The sequence below is a fragment of the Neomoorella sulfitireducens genome, assembly GCF_024733845.1.
Lineage (GTDB): Bacteria > Bacillota > DSM-521 > Neomoorellales > Neomoorellaceae > Neomoorella > Neomoorella sulfitireducens.
In genome coordinates, this window is sequence record NZ_JANRHG010000011.1 from 26,946 (window position 1) to 42,027 (window position 15,082).

At 56.5% G+C, this 15,082-nt stretch carries 16 protein-coding genes and 2 riboswitches; of the genes, 11 read left to right on the forward strand and 5 right to left on the reverse strand.

Annotated elements, in window-relative coordinates:
- The first annotated feature begins 96 nt into the window (after nucleotides 1–96).
- On the forward strand, nucleotides 97–1,353 hold the full coding sequence (locus NWF31_RS11085; protein ID WP_258360569.1) for a M48 family metallopeptidase: 1,257 nt from the start codon (nucleotides 97–99) through the stop codon (nucleotides 1,351–1,353).
- Between the two features lie 106 nt (nucleotides 1,354–1,459).
- Here NWF31_RS11085 and NWF31_RS11090 read toward each other — a convergent pair whose 3' ends face one another.
- Both NWF31_RS11090 and dinB read right to left on the reverse strand, forming a co-directional pair.
- Nucleotides 1,460–1,756, reverse strand: a complete 297-nt coding sequence (locus NWF31_RS11090; protein ID WP_258360570.1) for a hypothetical protein — start codon at nucleotides 1,754–1,756, stop codon at nucleotides 1,460–1,462.
- Entirely contained in the window at nucleotides 1,743–2,942 is a 1,200-nt protein-coding gene (dinB, locus tag NWF31_RS11095) for a DNA polymerase IV (protein WP_258360571.1), read from the reverse strand. The genes NWF31_RS11090 and dinB overlap by 14 nt, the downstream gene beginning before the upstream one ends.
- A gap of 214 nt (nucleotides 2,943–3,156) precedes the next feature.
- Between dinB and NWF31_RS11100 the strand changes: the two genes are divergently transcribed.
- From NWF31_RS11100 to NWF31_RS11140, 9 genes are all read left to right on the forward strand, one after another.
- Nucleotides 3,157–4,359 carry a LysM peptidoglycan-binding domain-containing protein gene (locus NWF31_RS11100; protein ID WP_258360572.1) on the forward strand — a complete coding sequence of 401 codons (1,203 nt, stop codon included), beginning with the start codon at nucleotides 3,157–3,159 and terminating at the stop codon, nucleotides 4,357–4,359.
- Nucleotides 4,360–4,495: 136 nt separating this feature from the next.
- Nucleotides 4,496–4,597, forward strand: a riboswitch (purine riboswitch).
- A 50-nt stretch (nucleotides 4,598–4,647) separates the two neighbouring features.
- Entirely contained in the window at nucleotides 4,648–5,931 is a 1,284-nt protein-coding gene (locus tag NWF31_RS11105) for a xanthine dehydrogenase family protein molybdopterin-binding subunit (protein WP_258360573.1), read from the forward strand.
- Nucleotides 5,924–6,928 carry a xanthine dehydrogenase family protein molybdopterin-binding subunit gene (locus tag NWF31_RS11110; protein ID WP_258360574.1) on the forward strand — a complete coding sequence of 335 codons (1,005 nt, stop codon included), beginning with the start codon at nucleotides 5,924–5,926 and terminating at the stop codon, nucleotides 6,926–6,928. Before NWF31_RS11105 ends, NWF31_RS11110 begins: the two co-directional genes overlap by 8 nt.
- Nucleotides 6,925–8,250, forward strand: coding sequence for a 5'-deoxyadenosine deaminase (locus tag NWF31_RS11115; RefSeq protein WP_258360575.1), 1,326 nt, complete (start codon nucleotides 6,925–6,927; stop codon nucleotides 8,248–8,250). The genes NWF31_RS11110 and NWF31_RS11115 overlap by 4 nt, the downstream gene beginning before the upstream one ends.
- A 38-nt stretch (nucleotides 8,251–8,288) precedes the next feature.
- Nucleotides 8,289–8,478, forward strand: a riboswitch (cobalamin riboswitch).
- Nucleotides 8,479–8,820: 342 nt separating this feature from the next.
- Nucleotides 8,821–9,594 (forward strand): precorrin-6A reductase, encoded by a 774-nt coding sequence (gene cobK / locus NWF31_RS11120; protein WP_258360576.1) that lies wholly within the window; start codon nucleotides 8,821–8,823, stop codon nucleotides 9,592–9,594.
- Nucleotides 9,595–9,660: 66 nt separating this feature from the next.
- The gene (locus tag NWF31_RS11125; RefSeq protein ID WP_422880281.1) at nucleotides 9,661–10,395 is read left to right on the forward strand and encodes an energy-coupling factor ABC transporter permease; all 735 of its coding nucleotides are present in this window, start codon (nucleotides 9,661–9,663) and stop codon (nucleotides 10,393–10,395) included.
- Nucleotides 10,395–10,682, forward strand: coding sequence for an energy-coupling factor ABC transporter substrate-binding protein (locus NWF31_RS11130; protein WP_258360577.1), 288 nt, complete (start codon nucleotides 10,395–10,397; stop codon nucleotides 10,680–10,682). Before NWF31_RS11125 ends, NWF31_RS11130 begins: the two co-directional genes overlap by 1 nt.
- Entirely contained in the window at nucleotides 10,683–11,450 is a 768-nt protein-coding gene (gene cbiQ, locus NWF31_RS11135) for a cobalt ECF transporter T component CbiQ (protein WP_258360578.1), read from the forward strand.
- A gap of 46 nt (nucleotides 11,451–11,496) precedes the next feature.
- The gene (locus tag NWF31_RS11140; RefSeq protein ID WP_258360579.1) at nucleotides 11,497–12,351 is read left to right on the forward strand and encodes an energy-coupling factor ABC transporter ATP-binding protein; all 855 of its coding nucleotides are present in this window, start codon (nucleotides 11,497–11,499) and stop codon (nucleotides 12,349–12,351) included.
- Here the strand turns inward: NWF31_RS11140 and NWF31_RS11145 are convergent.
- Nucleotides 12,321–12,803, reverse strand: a complete 483-nt coding sequence (locus NWF31_RS11145; protein ID WP_258360580.1) for a hypothetical protein — start codon at nucleotides 12,801–12,803, stop codon at nucleotides 12,321–12,323. The genes NWF31_RS11140 and NWF31_RS11145 overlap by 31 nt on opposite strands.
- A gap of 86 nt (nucleotides 12,804–12,889) precedes the next feature.
- Here NWF31_RS11145 and NWF31_RS11150 point away from each other — a divergent pair, with 86 nt between their 5' ends.
- On the forward strand, nucleotides 12,890–13,456 hold the full coding sequence (locus tag NWF31_RS11150) for a glycerol-3-phosphate acyltransferase (protein ID WP_258360581.1): 567 nt from the start codon (nucleotides 12,890–12,892) through the stop codon (nucleotides 13,454–13,456).
- Nucleotides 13,457–13,464: 8 nt separating this feature from the next.
- Here the strand turns inward: NWF31_RS11150 and NWF31_RS11155 are convergent, their stop codons facing one another.
- Both NWF31_RS11155 and NWF31_RS11160 read right to left on the reverse strand, forming a co-directional pair.
- A complete protein-coding gene (locus NWF31_RS11155) occupies nucleotides 13,465–13,746 on the reverse strand; it encodes an acylphosphatase (RefSeq protein ID WP_258360582.1) in 282 nt (93 codons plus the stop codon).
- A gap of 66 nt (nucleotides 13,747–13,812) precedes the next feature.
- On the reverse strand, nucleotides 13,813–15,027 hold the full coding sequence (locus NWF31_RS11160; RefSeq protein WP_258360583.1) for an amidohydrolase family protein: 1,215 nt from the start codon (nucleotides 15,025–15,027) through the stop codon (nucleotides 13,813–13,815).
- Nucleotides 15,028–15,082 lie beyond the last annotated feature (55 nt).

A 15,082-nucleotide genomic window follows, 5' to 3' on the forward strand; every position in this document is an offset into this window, starting at 1 on the left:
GCCGGAACATCATAATACCCCGCGGGAATAGAGCCACCCGTATATATATATATAATATAATCGCATCGGGCTCCGTGGTAAAAAGGGGGAATATTTATGACGGCAAAAGCCGGCATAGTTTGGACTTTACTAATAATAACGGCGGGCCTTATGAGCCTTGCCTTTATTTTTTTCAGCCTCTTTCCGGGTAAGGTTCCAGACGTAGCCTGGCAGTATTTCAGCCCGGACAATGCGGAAAGGGCACGGCAATACCAGCAGGCAATGCGCCTGGCAGGTATCCTGGCCTTTCTGGCCCAGGTGGCTGTTCTGGTCGGGTTGGTCACCAGTACCCGGGCAACCGCCTGGTCGGATGCGGCTTTACACATCACCGGCGTTCGCTATTATATGGCCCTGGTAATCTATTTCGTTCTTATCTGGCTGCTGTTAAAGGTTGTAGCTTTACCCTTTAATTTTTACAGTAGCTTTATCGTCCAGCACCAGTGGGGTTTCTCCACCCAGAACCTTGCTTCCTGGTGGCTGGATTACTTAAAGGGCGGCATCCTGGAGCTGGTCCTTTCAGGAACCGGGGTGCTCCTCCTTTTCTGGGCTACCGGGCGCTGGCCCCATACCTGGTGGGCCGTCGCCGCCCTTTTCCTGTCCGGCTGGCTCTTTATATCAACCTTTCTATGGCCTCTCCTTGTCGCTCCCCTTTTTAACCGTTTCCAGCCAATCACGGAAGGCCCGGTTAAAACTATGGTTGCGCAACTAGCCGGACGCGCCGGGCTAAGGATTGAGGAAGTACTGGTAATGGATGCCAGCAGGCGCACCACCAAAGCCAATGCCTATTTTACCGGCCTGGGGACCAGCAAGCGGATTGTCCTTTATGACAACCTGCTGGAGGATTACCCCCTTGACGAAGTAGAAGCCGTAATCGCCCACGAAATGGCCCACTGGCAGCGCGGCCATATCTTCCGGGGATTGCTGTGGGGCGTTCTGGCTAATTTCCTGCTACTGGGATTGTTATATGCTGTCCTGAGAATAACCTTTACCTACGATATAGCCCGGCCGGGTCCGTACCCGCCCCACCTCCTGGTTGCCATGCTCCTTTTCCTCCAGCTGGTGTCTTTCCTGGGCCAGCCGGCACAAAACGCAATCTCCCGCCGCTATGAAACGGAAGCCGACTGGGTGGCCCTGGAGCTTACTGCTAACCCCGGGGCCATGATCAGGCTCCATGTGGATCTGGCCCAAAAGAACCTGGGCGATATAGCCCCGCCGGCTTTTATAACGTGGCTTGCAGCATCCCATCCCTCACCCCTGGAGAGAATCATCAATGTGGAGAGTTGGCGAAAATACAATACTAAGAACATGGATTAGTTTGCCTTAAAATCGTGTTCCGCTTAACAGGGCTGGGGAATGGAAACGGTAAACCTTTAGCTGCAATGATTGAAGACATGGGCCCACGTTTTTCTAGATAAAAGCGTTAAATATTAGGACAGAATAAGCCGCACGCCTGTCTTCCGGCATGTATTTTATTTACCGCCTCAACCAGCTTTTCCCTGCCGGCCAGCCAGATGAAGTCTACGGCCTTCAGTTCTCCCGGTACTCGCTTTACCCCTGTTAAATATATATCCAGGGTGGCCAGACAGGCCAGGCGCGTCTCTTCCCGCCCCACGATTGGTACACAGTAGCGACACTCCTGGCAGGTGGCTCGCGCCCGGTCTCTAATGCCGGGCAATATTAAACGATGGCCCTCGTATAAAGCGTTAGCCCCGCCCATAGAGGACACCTGCCCGGGTTAGGGATACGGCCCGGTAGACGGCCCTTTCCCCGTAGCGGTTCTTCAAGCGGTCGCAGGCCCGGTCCAGGCGGGCCTGTCTTTCCACCCGGCCGAAGAGGTCTTCCTGGCGCGTTGTCGCCGGTACCAGGCTGGCCAGGCTGACCCCCACCAGCCGCACCGGGCGGCCGGGCGGCCAGTGGCGGCGCAGGAGCTGCCGGGCCGCCGCATAAATATCGGCGGCCGTATCGGTGTAATAGGGCAGGGTGTAAGAACGTCCCAACCAGTTAAAATCGGCGTCTTTCAGGCTTATACTCACCGTGCGGCCCAGGTAATTTCCCAGGCGCACCCTCCGGGCCACCAGCTCGGAAAGCTCCAGTAAAACTACTTCCATATCTTCATACCTGTAGTAGTCCCGTGGAAGGGTGATCTGGTGGCCGACGGATTTAACTCTATCCAGGGAGTGGGGGTCCACCGGGCTGTAGTCGAGGCCATGGGCGCACTGGTGCAAGATCCGGCCGACGACACCGAAGCGCCGGACCAGCACCTCGACGGGAAAACGGGCCAGGTCGCCGATGGTGTGGATGCCGAACTTAGCCAGGTGCGCCTCCATGCGGGGACCGACGCCGAAAAGCTCCTTCACCGGCAGGGGCCACATCTTTTTAGGGACGTCCGGGAAATCGAGGACAGTCAGGCCGTCGGGCTTCTCCATTTCGGCCGCCATCTTGGCCAGCAGCTTGGTCGGCCCCAGGCCGACGCTGGTGGTAATGCCCACCTCGGTTTTAATCCTTTCCTTCAGCCGCCGGGCGATGGTTAATGGCGAGCCGTAAATTCCCTGGCAACCCCGCACATCCAGCCAGGCTTCATCGATGGAGAAGGGCTCCACCAGGGGAGTAAAATCCCGCATGATACGTAAAATGCGGGTGGAAAACTCGATGTACAGGTCGTGGTGGGGAGGGATGAAGACGCCGTCCGGGCAGAGGCTTTTCGCTTCCCGGACGGTCATCCCGGTTTTGATGCCGTAACCCCTTTTGGCTTCGTAGCTCGCCGCCAGGACGATGCCGTGGCGGGTGCTTTCCCGGCCGGCGACGATGACCGGGCGGCCGCGCAAACCCGGGTCCAGGGCCTGGTGGACGGAAGCAAAGAAGCTGTTGGCGTCGCACAGAAGAATGGAGCAGGTGAGGGACAACGAGCTTCACCTCTACGAACATTTGTTTTCATTTATATTATAACCCGCTTTGACAAAATAACAAGTGGGAGCTACGAACAAATGTTGGCAAGTCCCGGCTGGTCCCTGGCATAATTTACATAAAGGGAAAAGCCTTGCCTGTGTAGAATAATTTGTCAAAACATGTCGTCAGGACCAATAAAGTTCTTTCCTGACAAATAACAGGGGGTATATTATGCGGGCAGGGCGTTTCCTGGGAGCAGTTTTTTTCCTTGCAGTGGTACTGTTATCTGGAACCCTGCGGACTGCTCAGGCCGGGACTAATACGGGAATCATTCTCTACAAGGTCCAGCAGGGTGACACCCTCTGGCTTCTTTCGCAGCGTTACTCTACTTCAGTTTCTGCCATCCAACAACTGAATAATTTATCCGGCGTTGCTTTGATGTCAGACCAGGCCCTCTATCTGCCGGTAAACCTGCAGGAAAGCAACTACAAGTACACCGTCCAAAAGGGTGACACCCTTTACCTGATTGCCCTGCGCACCGGTCGCTCTGTAGAAGCCATCAAAATAGCCAGTAACCTTAAAGGGGACAACCTTTACCCCGGCCAGGTGCTGTTTATACCCCTGGCCCGCAGTGGAACCGGCATCTACCAGGTACAGCCAGGAGATAGCCTCTACCTCATTGCCAAACGCTTTAACATTACTGTAAGCGAGCTCCAGCGATACAACAACCTGCCGGCGGATATAATCCTGGCAGGCCAGGTACTGGAAATACCACCCGTACCCAAACCTCAACCAGAACCTGAACCGCCCTCTCCCGCGGTGGAACCAGAACTTCCAGTTTACCGGGTGCAGCCCGGGGATACCCTTTCCACCATTGCCCGGAGGTTTAATACTACCGTGAGGGCCATCTACGAAACTAACAGGCTTAACTCGGACGTCCTCATGCCCGGCCAGCCCCTGTACATACCGGCTGGAAGGACGGAACCGGTGCCGGTAGCTGGTCCCCGGGGCGAGCAAAAACCGGGCTACGGTGAATTTTTGGCCTGGGACTGGTCGCGCTGGATATATAACGTCGGTACGGTGGCTACTATTACCGACCTGGAAAGCGGCCTGTCTTTCCGTGTACGCCACCTGGGCGGCTCCAATCATGCTGATTCAGAACCCCTGACAGCTGCCGACACAACCACTATGAAGCAAATTTTTAACGGTCGCTGGTCGTGGGACGCCCGGGCCATTTTACTTAAAGTGGGAGGTCGCATCCTGGCAGCCTCCATGGCAGGCCAGCCCCACGGTGTGGAAACGATCCCGGACAATGATTTCCCCGGCCATTTTGACGTCTATTTCTGGAATAGCCGCAGTCACAATACCAATGAGATCCAGCCCCGGCACCAGGCCAATGTCCTGCGTGCCGCCGGACTGGAGCAGGCTCCTTGAGAATATGAGCGAGCAAGCTGGCTGAGTATCGGCGCAACCGGCTTTTTTACGCCAGCTCAGCCCTACGGTTTTTCCAGGTACTTTTAAACATCGGCAGGAATTAACCTAAAGAGGGCGAATTATAAATATTAGACCATTATAGTTATGAACCTTACTTCGTATATCCTCAGCAATACGGACTGAGGGTTTCTACCAGGCAACCGCAAATTGCCCGGCTACGAAGTTAATCCTTCGTTGCCGGGCAACGGTTGCCTTAACTTTTATAACCGGCGCGAGGAGTGATTTCCTATGGCAGTTATCGGTACATCCCCGCCCAGGGTAGATGCCCGGTCCAAAGTCACCGGCCAGGCCATTTACCCTGCCGACCTTAATTTCCCGGGGATGATTTACGGCCGGGCCGTCCGCAGCCCCTACGCCCATGCCCGGATCGTCAGTATTGACACCTCAGCCGCCCTGGAGGTGCCGGGGGTCCTCTGCGTCCTGACTGCCCGGGACATTCCCGGCCATAACGGCCAGGGCGTAATCTACCAGGACATGCCAGTCCTGGCCGGTGAAGAGGTGCGCTCGGTGAATGACGTCGTAGCCCTGGTGGGCGCCACCACCCCGGCCGCCGCCCGGGCCGGAGCGGCAAAAGTAAAGATAACCTACGAAGAACTGCCGGCCCTTCTGGACCCCCTGGAAGCTATTAAGCCGGGAGCGCCCCGGGTTCATCCCGACCGGGACAATATTATTTACCACCTGCCCATCCGTAAAGGAAACGTGGAAGCCGGCTTTGCCGCTGCCGACGTTGTAGTGGAAAATACCTATCGCACCCAGCTCCTGGACCACGCCTTCCTCCAGCCGGAGGCCGCCGTGGCCCGGCTGGACGAGCGCGGTCACCTGGTAATTTATGTGGCCACCCAGTACGTCCACTGGGACCGGACGGAAGTAGCCCGGGTGCTGGGCTGGAACCAGGACCGCATCCGCATTGTGGCCCCGGCGGTAGGCGGTGCCTTCGGCGGCCGGGAAGACATGACCCTGCAGACCCTGGTGGCCCTGCTGGCCGTGCATACTCGGCGGCCGGCAAAGATGGTCCTTACCAGGGAAGAATCTTTCCTGGCCCACAGCAAGCGCCACCCCATGATCATGCGCTATAAGACTGGTGCCACCAGGGAGGGAAAGCTGACGGCCCTGGAAGTGGCAATAATCGGCGACAGCGGCGCCTACGCCTCCTGGGCCCCTAACATCCTGCGCAAGGCCGCCATCCATGCCACCGGCCCTTACGTTATACCCAATGTCAAAATTGATGCCTACGCCGTCTACACCAACAATCCCTTTACCGGCGCCATGCGCGGCTTCGGCGCCACCCAGCCGCCCCTGGCTTATGAGAGCCAGATGGACGAACTGGCCGGCCGCCTGGGCATCCATCCTTTTACCATCCGCTGGCTCAATGCCTTCCGCCAGGGGGATGTAACCGCCACGGGCCAGGTCCTGGAAAGCAGCGTCGGTTTGACCGCAACCATGCTCCAGGCAGCCCGGGCCGCCGGCTGGTCCCTGGCAGAATTAATACCGGGAGGGATGGAGGATGAGTAAAAAACGCGGTACCGGCATGGCCTGTATTTTCTATGGAACGGGCTATGGCAACGGTTTTCCCGATGTTTCTACGGCCACTGTTGAGATTCACGATGACGGCACGGCCACGGTGCACAGCGGTGCTGTGGACTGCGGCCAGGGTTCCAGTACCATCCTGGCCCAGATTGCCGCCGAGGAGCTGGGGATACCCTATGAATGGGTAACGGTGATCACCGCCGATACCGATACCACTCCCGATGCCGGTACGACGGCGGCCACGCGCCAGACCTATGCCTCGGGTAACGCCGTTAAAATAGCCTGCCGCCAGGCCAGGGACGTCCTGTTTGAACATACCCGCACCCTCTTAGGTGTCAATACCATTGCCGGCCTGGCGGCCCGGGAAGGGATAATTTACGTCAGGGGTTATCCCCGGAAGCAGATATCCTATTCGGAAGCAGCCGCCCGGGCGCGCCTGGCCGGTTGCCGCCTGGTAGGTCAGGGAACCTTCGTCACCCATACCACGGCCGTCGATCCGGAAACCGGCCAGGGGGCACCCTACTGGCCCTACGCCTTCGCCACCCAGATTGCGGAGGTAGAAGTGGATACGGAAACAGGGGAAGTACGGGTTTTAAAGCTGATAGCCGCCCATGACGTCGGCCGGGCCGTGAATCGCCTCGGGGTAGAAGGCCAGATTGAAGGCGGCATCGCCCAGGGACTGGGCATGGCCCTCCTGGAAAAGGTTCACCTGCAGCAGGGCCGCATCGTCAATAACTCTTTTTCCACGTATCTCATTCCCACCGTCCTGGATATGCCCGAGATCCAGCCCCTGATTATAGAAAGCAATGAACCCACCGGTCCCTACGGCGCCAAAGGGGTGGGTGAGCCCGCCACCATCCCCACCGTGCCCGCCATCATCAATGCCATATACAATGCCGTAGGAGTTCGCATCAGGGAGTTGCCGGTTACCCCGGAAAAAATCCTGGCCGCCCTGCGGGAAAAAGAAGGAGGAAAGAAATGAGTATTTTAATCAAGAACGGCACCCTGGTTACTATGAATCCCCGGAGGGAAGTTTTCCAGGGAGATATCTATATTGAAGGCGACCGCATCGCCGCCATCGGCAATACTCCGGCCACCGCCTGCCGGGTTATCGACGCCGCGGGCCAGCTGGTCATCCCCGGTCTAATCCAGCCCCATATCCACCTCTGCCAGTCCCTTTTTCGCGGTCGCGCCGACGATATGGAACTCCTGGACTGGCTGCGCCTGCGCATCTGGCCCCTAGAGGGCGCCCACGATGCCGATTCCCTTTATTATTCTGCCCTTCTGGGTATCGGCGAACTTTTTTTAAGCGGCACCACGACAATCGTTGACATGGAGACCGTCCATCATACCGGGGCGGCCATTGAAGCTATTGCCGCAAGCGGCATCCGGGCCCTTACCGGCAAGGTAATGATGGACTTTGGCGAGGACGTCCCGGACAGCCTTAAAGAAACAACGGCGGCTTCCCTTAAAGAAAGCGTCGAACTGCTGGAGAAATGGCACGGCTACGATAACGGCCGCATCCAGTACTCCTTTGCGCCCCGCTTTGTAGTCTCCTGCACCGAAGACTTATTATTAGAAGTCCGGGATCTCGCCCGCCATTACGGCGTTAAAATCCACACCCACGCTTCCGAAAACCGGGGGGAATGCGCCCTGGTGGAAAAACTCCACAAGCGGCGCAACGTCCTTTACCTGGATGATATCGGCCTCACCGGCCCCGGCCTCATCCTGGTCCACTGTATCTGGCTAAGTGAAGAGGAGAAGGATATCCTGGCGCGCACCGGGACGAAAGTGGTTCACTGCCCTTCGTCCAATTTAAAAATGGCTTCCGGTATCTGCCCGGTGCCGGATCTTTTGAGGCGGGGGACGGTAGTGTCCTTGGCCGCCGACGGCGCCCCCTGCAATAACAACCTGGACGCCTTTATGGAAATGCGACTGGCGGCCTTAATCCAGAAACCCCTCCACGGACCTACCGCCATGCCGGCACCTCTGGTCTTTGAAATGGCCACCCTAGGCGGGGCCCGGGCCGTAGGCATGGAAAAGGAAATTGGTAGCCTGGAGGTGGGGAAGAAGGCCGACCTGGCCCTGGTTTCCCTGGAGGGCCTCCATACCCAGCCGGCGGACGGCATCGACATCTACACCCAGCTGGTCTACCAGGCCAGGGGTACGGATGTTACTTTGACCATGGTCGACGGTAGAATTGTCATGGAGAATAGGCAATTGCAAACCATTGATGCCAACGAAGTCCGGAAAAAGGCCAGTGAAGCCGTCCGGCGCGTCGCCCGCAGGGCCGGGCTGGCATAGCATGCCGTAAAGAGCATCAAAAACCCATGGACATAACCTGCGGGTTATGCTAAAATAATCCTAAAATGAATATGTTCCAGGCAAATCCGGGAAGTCAGTGCAAAGCTGACACGGTCCCGCCACTGTAAGGAGGAGCGAGGCACCATCATGCCACTGGGTAACACCTGGGAAGGCGGTGCGATAGCTATGATCCCGAGTCAGGATACCGGTTGCCGGGGAAACCTTTACCCCTACGATGGATAGGGGGTGGTTGGCCAGAATTATGGCAAGCATACCCTCTGCTGATGTAGGAGCAGGGGGTTTTAAATTGCATAGCGATGGGTGCGCGGTCTCGAGAAGACCGGGCTTAAATTTCGCCGCCGGCAGGGGAGAGGTTGGGCAAAACGCCGCCTGGAAACGGTAACTTGCCGCAACCGATGATGCCCGGCCAACAGGCCAGCCTGTCTTGAGCCCACCAGGGTCAAAACCCCGGGGAGGTGGTTTACTTAGGCATGCCTGTTTTAGCGGCACCACCGGCGTCCCCGGCAAAACAGCCGGGGATTTAAATTTCTATGGGGAGGATACTGCCTTTTGATTTTAGTAGTGGGGAGTACCGGCGAGGGAAGGCAGTTAATACGTAACCTGCGGCAGGAAGGCTACGAGGTTGCCACCTGGACCGACAGCGCCTACGGCAAACAGCTGGCCCGGCAGGATGGGGCGACGTTAATTTTAACAGCTCCTTTAACGGAAGGTAATTTAGCCTCCCTGGAAGGTGGCCGGCAGCTGGAAGCAGTGATAGACGCTACCCTTCCCTATCCCAGCCAGCTTTCCCGGATCCTGGAGGCCTGGTGCCGGCAAAAATCTTTACTTTACCTGCGTTTTTTACGGCCAGAAACAAAATTGCCCCACGACCGCCTTATTTCCCAGGTGGCAACCTGGGAAGAAGCCGCCCGGGCTGCCGCCAGGCTTGGAGAGACAATCTTTTTAACTACAGGTACTAACAACCTGGAAGTATTTATTAACAACCCCCTGCTTAAAGGTAAACGTATCGTGGTAAGGGTGTTGCCTGAACACCGGGTAATTAAAAAGTGCCAGGATCTGGGCTTGACGCCCCGCGACATCATCGCCATGCAGGGGCCTTTTTCCAAAGAAATGAACAAGATCATGTTTAAGACCTATAAGGCCGGTGTTATCGTCACCCGGGATGCCGGCCCGGCCGGCGGTACTGAAGCCAAAATTGCCGCCGCCCTGGCCCTGAGGATTCCGGTAGTGTTAATTAAGCGGCCTTCTATCCAGTACCTTCATCCTGTTGACACAGTTGAGGAAGCTATTGCCCTGCTAAAAAAGATGTTACCCAAAAAATAGCATCCTGAGGGGGTACATAGAGTGTTTCGTCGTACATCCATAATATTTATATTTTTCCTGCTGGCCATGGTCATGCTGAACCGGCCGGCATATGCCATGCACATCGCCGAAGGATTCCTTCCTTTTAACTGGGCCGCCGCCTGGTTTATCGTCGTGTTGCCCTTCTGGTTCTGGGGCCTGCGGTCCATCCGGCAGACTGTTAAAAGCAATCCCGGCCTGAAAATGCTTCTAGGCCTGGCCGGTGCCTATGCCTTTGTCCTTTCGGCCCTGAAGATTCCTTCAGTAACCGGCAGCTGTTCCCATCCCACTGGGGTGGGCCTGGGGGCCATCCTCTTTGGCCCGGCAGCCATGAGTATCCTGGGTGGTATCGTCCTCCTTTTCCAGGCCCTCCTGCTGGCCCATGGGGGCTTGAGCACCCTGGGAGCCAATACCTTTTCCATGGCCGTGGTGGGTCCTTTTGTGGCCTACAGCCTTTACCGCCTGGTACGGAGGCTCAATGGCTCAATGCCCGTAGCCGTTTTCCTGGCCGCCACCCTGGGTGACCTGATGACCTATGTCACCACTTCCCTGCAGTTGGCCCTGGCCTTTCCGGCCCAACCCGGAGGGGTACTGGCTTCCATGCTAAAATTTATAGGCATTTTTGCCGTTACCCAGCTACCCCTGGCCGTCAGCGAAGGTATCTTAACGGTCATCGTTTTTAACTTGCTGGCCGCTTACAATAAAAACGAACTGCAGGAACTGTCGATTTTAGACAACAAATCCCTGGCGATGGGCGACCGTAAACTGGAGGTGTGCAAATAGTGAGCAACGCCCAGAAAAATCTTTTCTTGCTCCTTATCGTTATGCTCCTGGCAGCAGCACCCCTTTTCATGCACCGCAGCGGGGAGTTTGCCGGTGCTGACGATCAAGCGGAAGAGGCCATTAGCCAGATCCGGCCCGATTATGAACCCTGGTTTAAACCTGTCTGGGAACCCCCTAGCGGGGAAGTAGAATCCTTTCTTTTTGCCGCCCAGGCCGCCATTGGCAGCGGTATTGTCTGCTATTACCTGGGTTACAGCAAAGGTAAGAAACAGCAGGAGCAAAAGTAAATGTTCAGGCTTGACCAGTATGCCTACAACAACCGGCTGCAAAAGGTCCACCCGGGCGAAAAAGTAGCCTTCGCCCTGGTAACCCTGCTGATCGTCCTGGCGGCACCACGGCCGTTAATTGCGGCCCTTGTCATTGTCATGATGGCCGGGGCCGCCACAGTAATCGCCGGTATCCCGTTCAGGTTCTACCTGAAGCTAATGCTGGTGCCCTTTTCCTTTTTGGCGGCCAGCGCAACCATGATCGCCCTCACCATTTCCCACCAGCCCCAGGCCGGCCTCAGGGGCGTTACCATCTGGGGCTGGACACTGGGGGTTACCCCCGAAGGTCTGTATCTCGCCGCCAGGGTTTTGCTTAAATCCCTGGGGGCCACCGCCTGTCTTTATTTTCTGTCCCTAACGACCCCTGTGGTGGATATCCTGGCCGTCCTCAGGCGAGCCCGTGTCCCGGCCTTGCTGCTGGATTTAATTACCCTGACCTACCGCTTTATTTTTGTGTTGCTGGCGACCGTCAACGACACTTATACCGCCCAGGTTTCCCGCCTGGGCTATGCTTCCCTGTGCAGTTCCTACCGTTCCCTGGGACAGCTTGCAGCCAGCCTTTTTATCAAGACCTACCGCCGTTCCCAGGAATTATTTACTGCCCTGACGGCCCGGGGCTACCAGGAAGAGCTAGTTGTCCTGGAAACTGTTTATCCTTTCTCGTGGACCTTTTTGTGTCTGGGCGCTCTTTTTGACCTATTCCTCTTTTTTTTAATGCTGCTAACATGAAAACGGTCAGTCCTTTTATCAATTCCGGCTAGCGGAGGTGGACCCCATGGCCCCCCTTTTAGAAGCAGTGAAGCTTAGTTTTACTTATCCTGACGGCACCCGGGCCCTGCAAAATGTCACCTTGAGCATTCCCCCTGGGAAGAAAATAGCCGTCCTGGGTCCCAATGGCGCCGGCAAATCCACCCTTTTCCTTCACTTTAACGGTATCTTGAGGCCCCAGGAGGGATGTATCTACTTTGCCGGAAACCGGATCGATTACAGTCATAAGGCGCTGATAAATTTACGCCGGCAGGTTGGTATCGTCTTCCAGGACCCGGACAGCATGCTTTTTTCGGCCAGCGTGCGCCAGGAAATCTCCTTCGGGCCATTAAACCTGGGCCTGGCCAGGGACGAGGTGGCGCAGAGGGTTGAAGCCGCCCTGGTGGCAACGGGCATCGCCGACCTCCGGGACAAGCCGACCCATTTCCTCAGTTATGGCCAGAAAAAGCGAGTGGCCATTGCCAGCGTCCTGGCCATGGAGCCCAGGGTTATCATCTTTGATGAACCGACGGCATACCTTGATCCCCGCTCAACCCGGGAGGTTATGGCCTTGCTGGCAGATATCAGTCGCCAGGGAAAGACGATTATTTTATCTACCCATGATGTAGATATAGCCTATACGTGGGCGGACTATATTTACATAATGGCCCGCGGCCGGGTGATCGGCGCCGGGACGCCGGCGGAGATCTTTTGTGATGCCGCCCTCCTGGAAACTGCCGATCTGGCCCGGCCGTGGTTGCTGGAAGTTTATGAGGATCTAAAAAATAAAGGCTGGCTGCCGGCAACGGCGCCAGTGCCCCAAAAAAAAGAAGAGCTGTTGGGCTTAATTCCTTATCGTTCCAGATCCATTCTGGCCATTTGAGCCGGTTCCCGGCCTTCTTTTTCACCCGGTGACATTTCAACTTTTTTCGCCAGCAGGAACTGTAAGGTTCCCATCCGATTGCGCAGGCGAATATTTTTCTTGAATTCAAGAAGGATTTCCAAAATCTCATGGAGGAAAGGCCCGCCAAAGGTAGACATAAGGCCTACGGCTACCATATTAATGAATAAATAAAGTCCGGGATAAGCAGCCTTCAGGCCGTTAAAAGCATTCAGCCCCAAAAGGGCAAAAACATCAATCGAGGCCATGCCGGCCAGGAGGGCGGCGATAACGGCGTTAATAATAATTACCCATAGCTCCCGTCTTTTTTCTTCCCGAGGATCTTCCCGCGGTTCCCCCAGCCAGGGCCAGCGGGCCTTAATCTGATCGGCAATTCCTGTAGCTGCGGCAAAGACCGCCCCCATAATGGTGAGAAAACGGCTGAGATCTTCCAATTATTTCACCTCCTTCAGCCCGGCCGTTTATCATATCCTATGCATGATGCCTGCCGGATGCTAAAGGAGGAGAGAGGGGATAAGATTTGTTATCCTTGTTGAAAGCTTTGGCAGGTATTATCCTATCCTACCTGGCCGGCTCCCTGACCGGCGGGCATATAGCCGGCCGTCTCTGGCACCGGGTGGACGTAAGACAGGTAGGAAGCGGTAACGCCGGTACCATGAACGTCCTCCGCAACTTAAGCGTGAGGGCCGGTATAATGACCTTCCTCTGGGATGCGGCTAAAGGTTACCTACTGGCGGTCCTGGGGTGGAAGTTGGGCGGGATAGAACTTGCCGTCCTGATGTCCCTGGCTGCAGTGGCCGGGCACAACTGGCCCCTTTACTGGCATTTTCAAGGTGGGAAAGGCCTGGCCACCAGCCTGGGTGCAGCCATGGCCATTTATCCTCCTGTAGTCCCTCCGGCGGCGATTACCCTTGGCCTGCTTTTTTTCCTAACCCGCAACAGCGACCTAGCAACCGTCCTGGTCTTCAGCGGCCTGCCTTTTTATTTCTGGCTGCGTGAAGGAGTGGGCTGGTATTTAGTCCTGGGCCTGGGCCTGGCGGTGATCGCCTGGCTGCGCCACCTGCCTTTATTAGCAAGATCTACATGAAATCCTGTTTATATTGTCTCCCGGATCCGGAAGGAGGTCTCACCTTGAGGTTTTTCATACTGGACCTCAAGTTCCTGAACATCGGCCATGGCCGGTCCCCGGCGGCAAAAGTCCAGGAACTCTTTAACCTTTTCGGGCGGACCTTCAACTACCCCTTCAACGCTGCCGTTATAGCGATTGCGCACCCACCCGTTAAGCTGCAAATCAAACGCCTGCCGCAGGATAAAATAGCGAAAACCCACTCCCTGGACAAAACCCGTCACCCGGAAATGTGCACGGACAAGGGACAAAGTAATCCCCCCTTGTAAAATCTTAGGAAAAAGATAGCATAAGACCTGGAAAAGGACAAGCGATTCTCAGGGAAGAAGAGTATCGATAAAAACTATTTCCGGCCTGGCCAGTACCTTTAAATCCTCCAGGGGGTTACCCCGGACGGCAATCAGGCAGGGCCGGTAGCCGGGTTTTACCATACCCAGTTCTCCATCCAGTCCCAGGGCAGCTGCCGCGATAACCGTAGCCGCTCGTAAGATAGCAGCCGCCGGGACGCCGGCCTGGTGCCAGTACAATAGTTCGTCGAGATAAGATGCGCCGTGATAGACCCCGGGAGCGCCGGCATCGGTACCTACGACCAGCTTCACCCCGAGCCGGTAAGCCCGGGCAATCATTTCCTGCTGGGCTTCCCGGGTCCGCTCAATGATTTCCTTTTCCCTCTCCAGGTAGAACCTTTTCACGGTGTCAGAAAGACGGTTTGCTATTGCGGCGACAGTCGGTACCCAGTATGTCCCCCTGGCCGCCATGGTTTCCAGCTGGGCCGTTGTAAGAAAATAGCCGTGTTCAATACTGTCCACCCCGGCGGCCAGGGCCAGGTCCACACCGGGGGCCGAGTTGACATGGGCCATTACCGGCCTCCCGGAAGTATGGGCCGCCTCTACGGCGGTAGCCAGTTCGGCAGCGTCGAATTCCAGGCTGCCTACCTCACCGTAACGTTGGAAGGTAACTAACCCGGACAATACAATTTTCACCTGGTCGACATTAAGGTTTACAAGGCCGGCAATCAACTCCCTGATGGAGGCAGGGCCGGTGGTGCCGGGACCAAGGAAAGAGCCGTATTTCCCTTTTTTCGTAACGGCCATCCCGGTGGCTACTACCCGTGGACCGGGATATTGACCTGCCCGCACCCATTCCCGCGCCTGGAGGTTGAGCCCCTCCCGGTCACCACCGTCCCTGATTGCTACCAGGCCACTCTCTAAGGAGGCCCGCAGGGCCCGGGCCATGGCCGCTTCCCGGGCCGGGGGGTCCTGCCAACGGGCCAGGGAGGCCTGAAAATCGATGCCGTCCAGGGCCAGGTGGACGTGGGCATCGATTAATCCGGGTAAAACCGTCAGTCCGGAAAGGTTGAACTGCCGGACATTTTTTTCTGTAAAGGCCATTTCCTGGAACCGTACGGCGGCGATGCGTCCCCGGCGAATGCTAATGATTACCTGATGGCGGCATTCCTCATCCTGGCCGTCCCACAGGCTGTCTGCCAGGAGATCAAGGCCTGTTTCCGGGGTAATGTAGACAAGCTTCATAGCCTTCCCCCTAAACATAAATATCCTACACCCATAAAAGGGTAGGAGGCAAGGC

Excerpts from the sequence above, each read along its gene's own strand:
- NWF31_RS11100 (WP_258360572.1), top strand. The coding sequence starts at position 3,157 with ATGCGGGCAGGGCGTTTCCTGGGAGCAGTTTTTTTCCTTGCAGTGGTA.
- NWF31_RS11085 (WP_258360569.1), top strand. The coding sequence starts at position 97 with ATGACGGCAAAAGCCGGCATAGTTTGGACTTTACTAATAATAACGGCG.
- cbiQ (WP_258360578.1), top strand. The coding sequence starts at position 10,683 with ATGTTCAGGCTTGACCAGTATGCCTACAACAACCGGCTGCAAAAGGTC.
- NWF31_RS11140 (WP_258360579.1), top strand. The coding sequence starts at position 11,497 with ATGGCCCCCCTTTTAGAAGCAGTGAAGCTTAGTTTTACTTATCCTGAC.
- NWF31_RS11105 (WP_258360573.1), top strand. The coding sequence starts at position 4,648 with ATGGCAGTTATCGGTACATCCCCGCCCAGGGTAGATGCCCGGTCCAAA.
- NWF31_RS11160 (WP_258360583.1), bottom strand. The coding sequence starts at position 15,027 with ATGAAGCTTGTCTACATTACCCCGGAAACAGGCCTTGATCTCCTGGCA.
- NWF31_RS11090 (WP_258360570.1), bottom strand. The coding sequence starts at position 1,756 with ATGGGCGGGGCTAACGCTTTATACGAGGGCCATCGTTTAATATTGCCC.
- NWF31_RS11115 (WP_258360575.1), top strand. The coding sequence starts at position 6,925 with ATGAGTATTTTAATCAAGAACGGCACCCTGGTTACTATGAATCCCCGG.
- NWF31_RS11125 (WP_422880281.1), top strand. The coding sequence starts at position 9,661 with ATGGTCATGCTGAACCGGCCGGCATATGCCATGCACATCGCCGAAGGA.
- NWF31_RS11110 (WP_258360574.1), top strand. The coding sequence starts at position 5,924 with ATGAGTAAAAAACGCGGTACCGGCATGGCCTGTATTTTCTATGGAACG.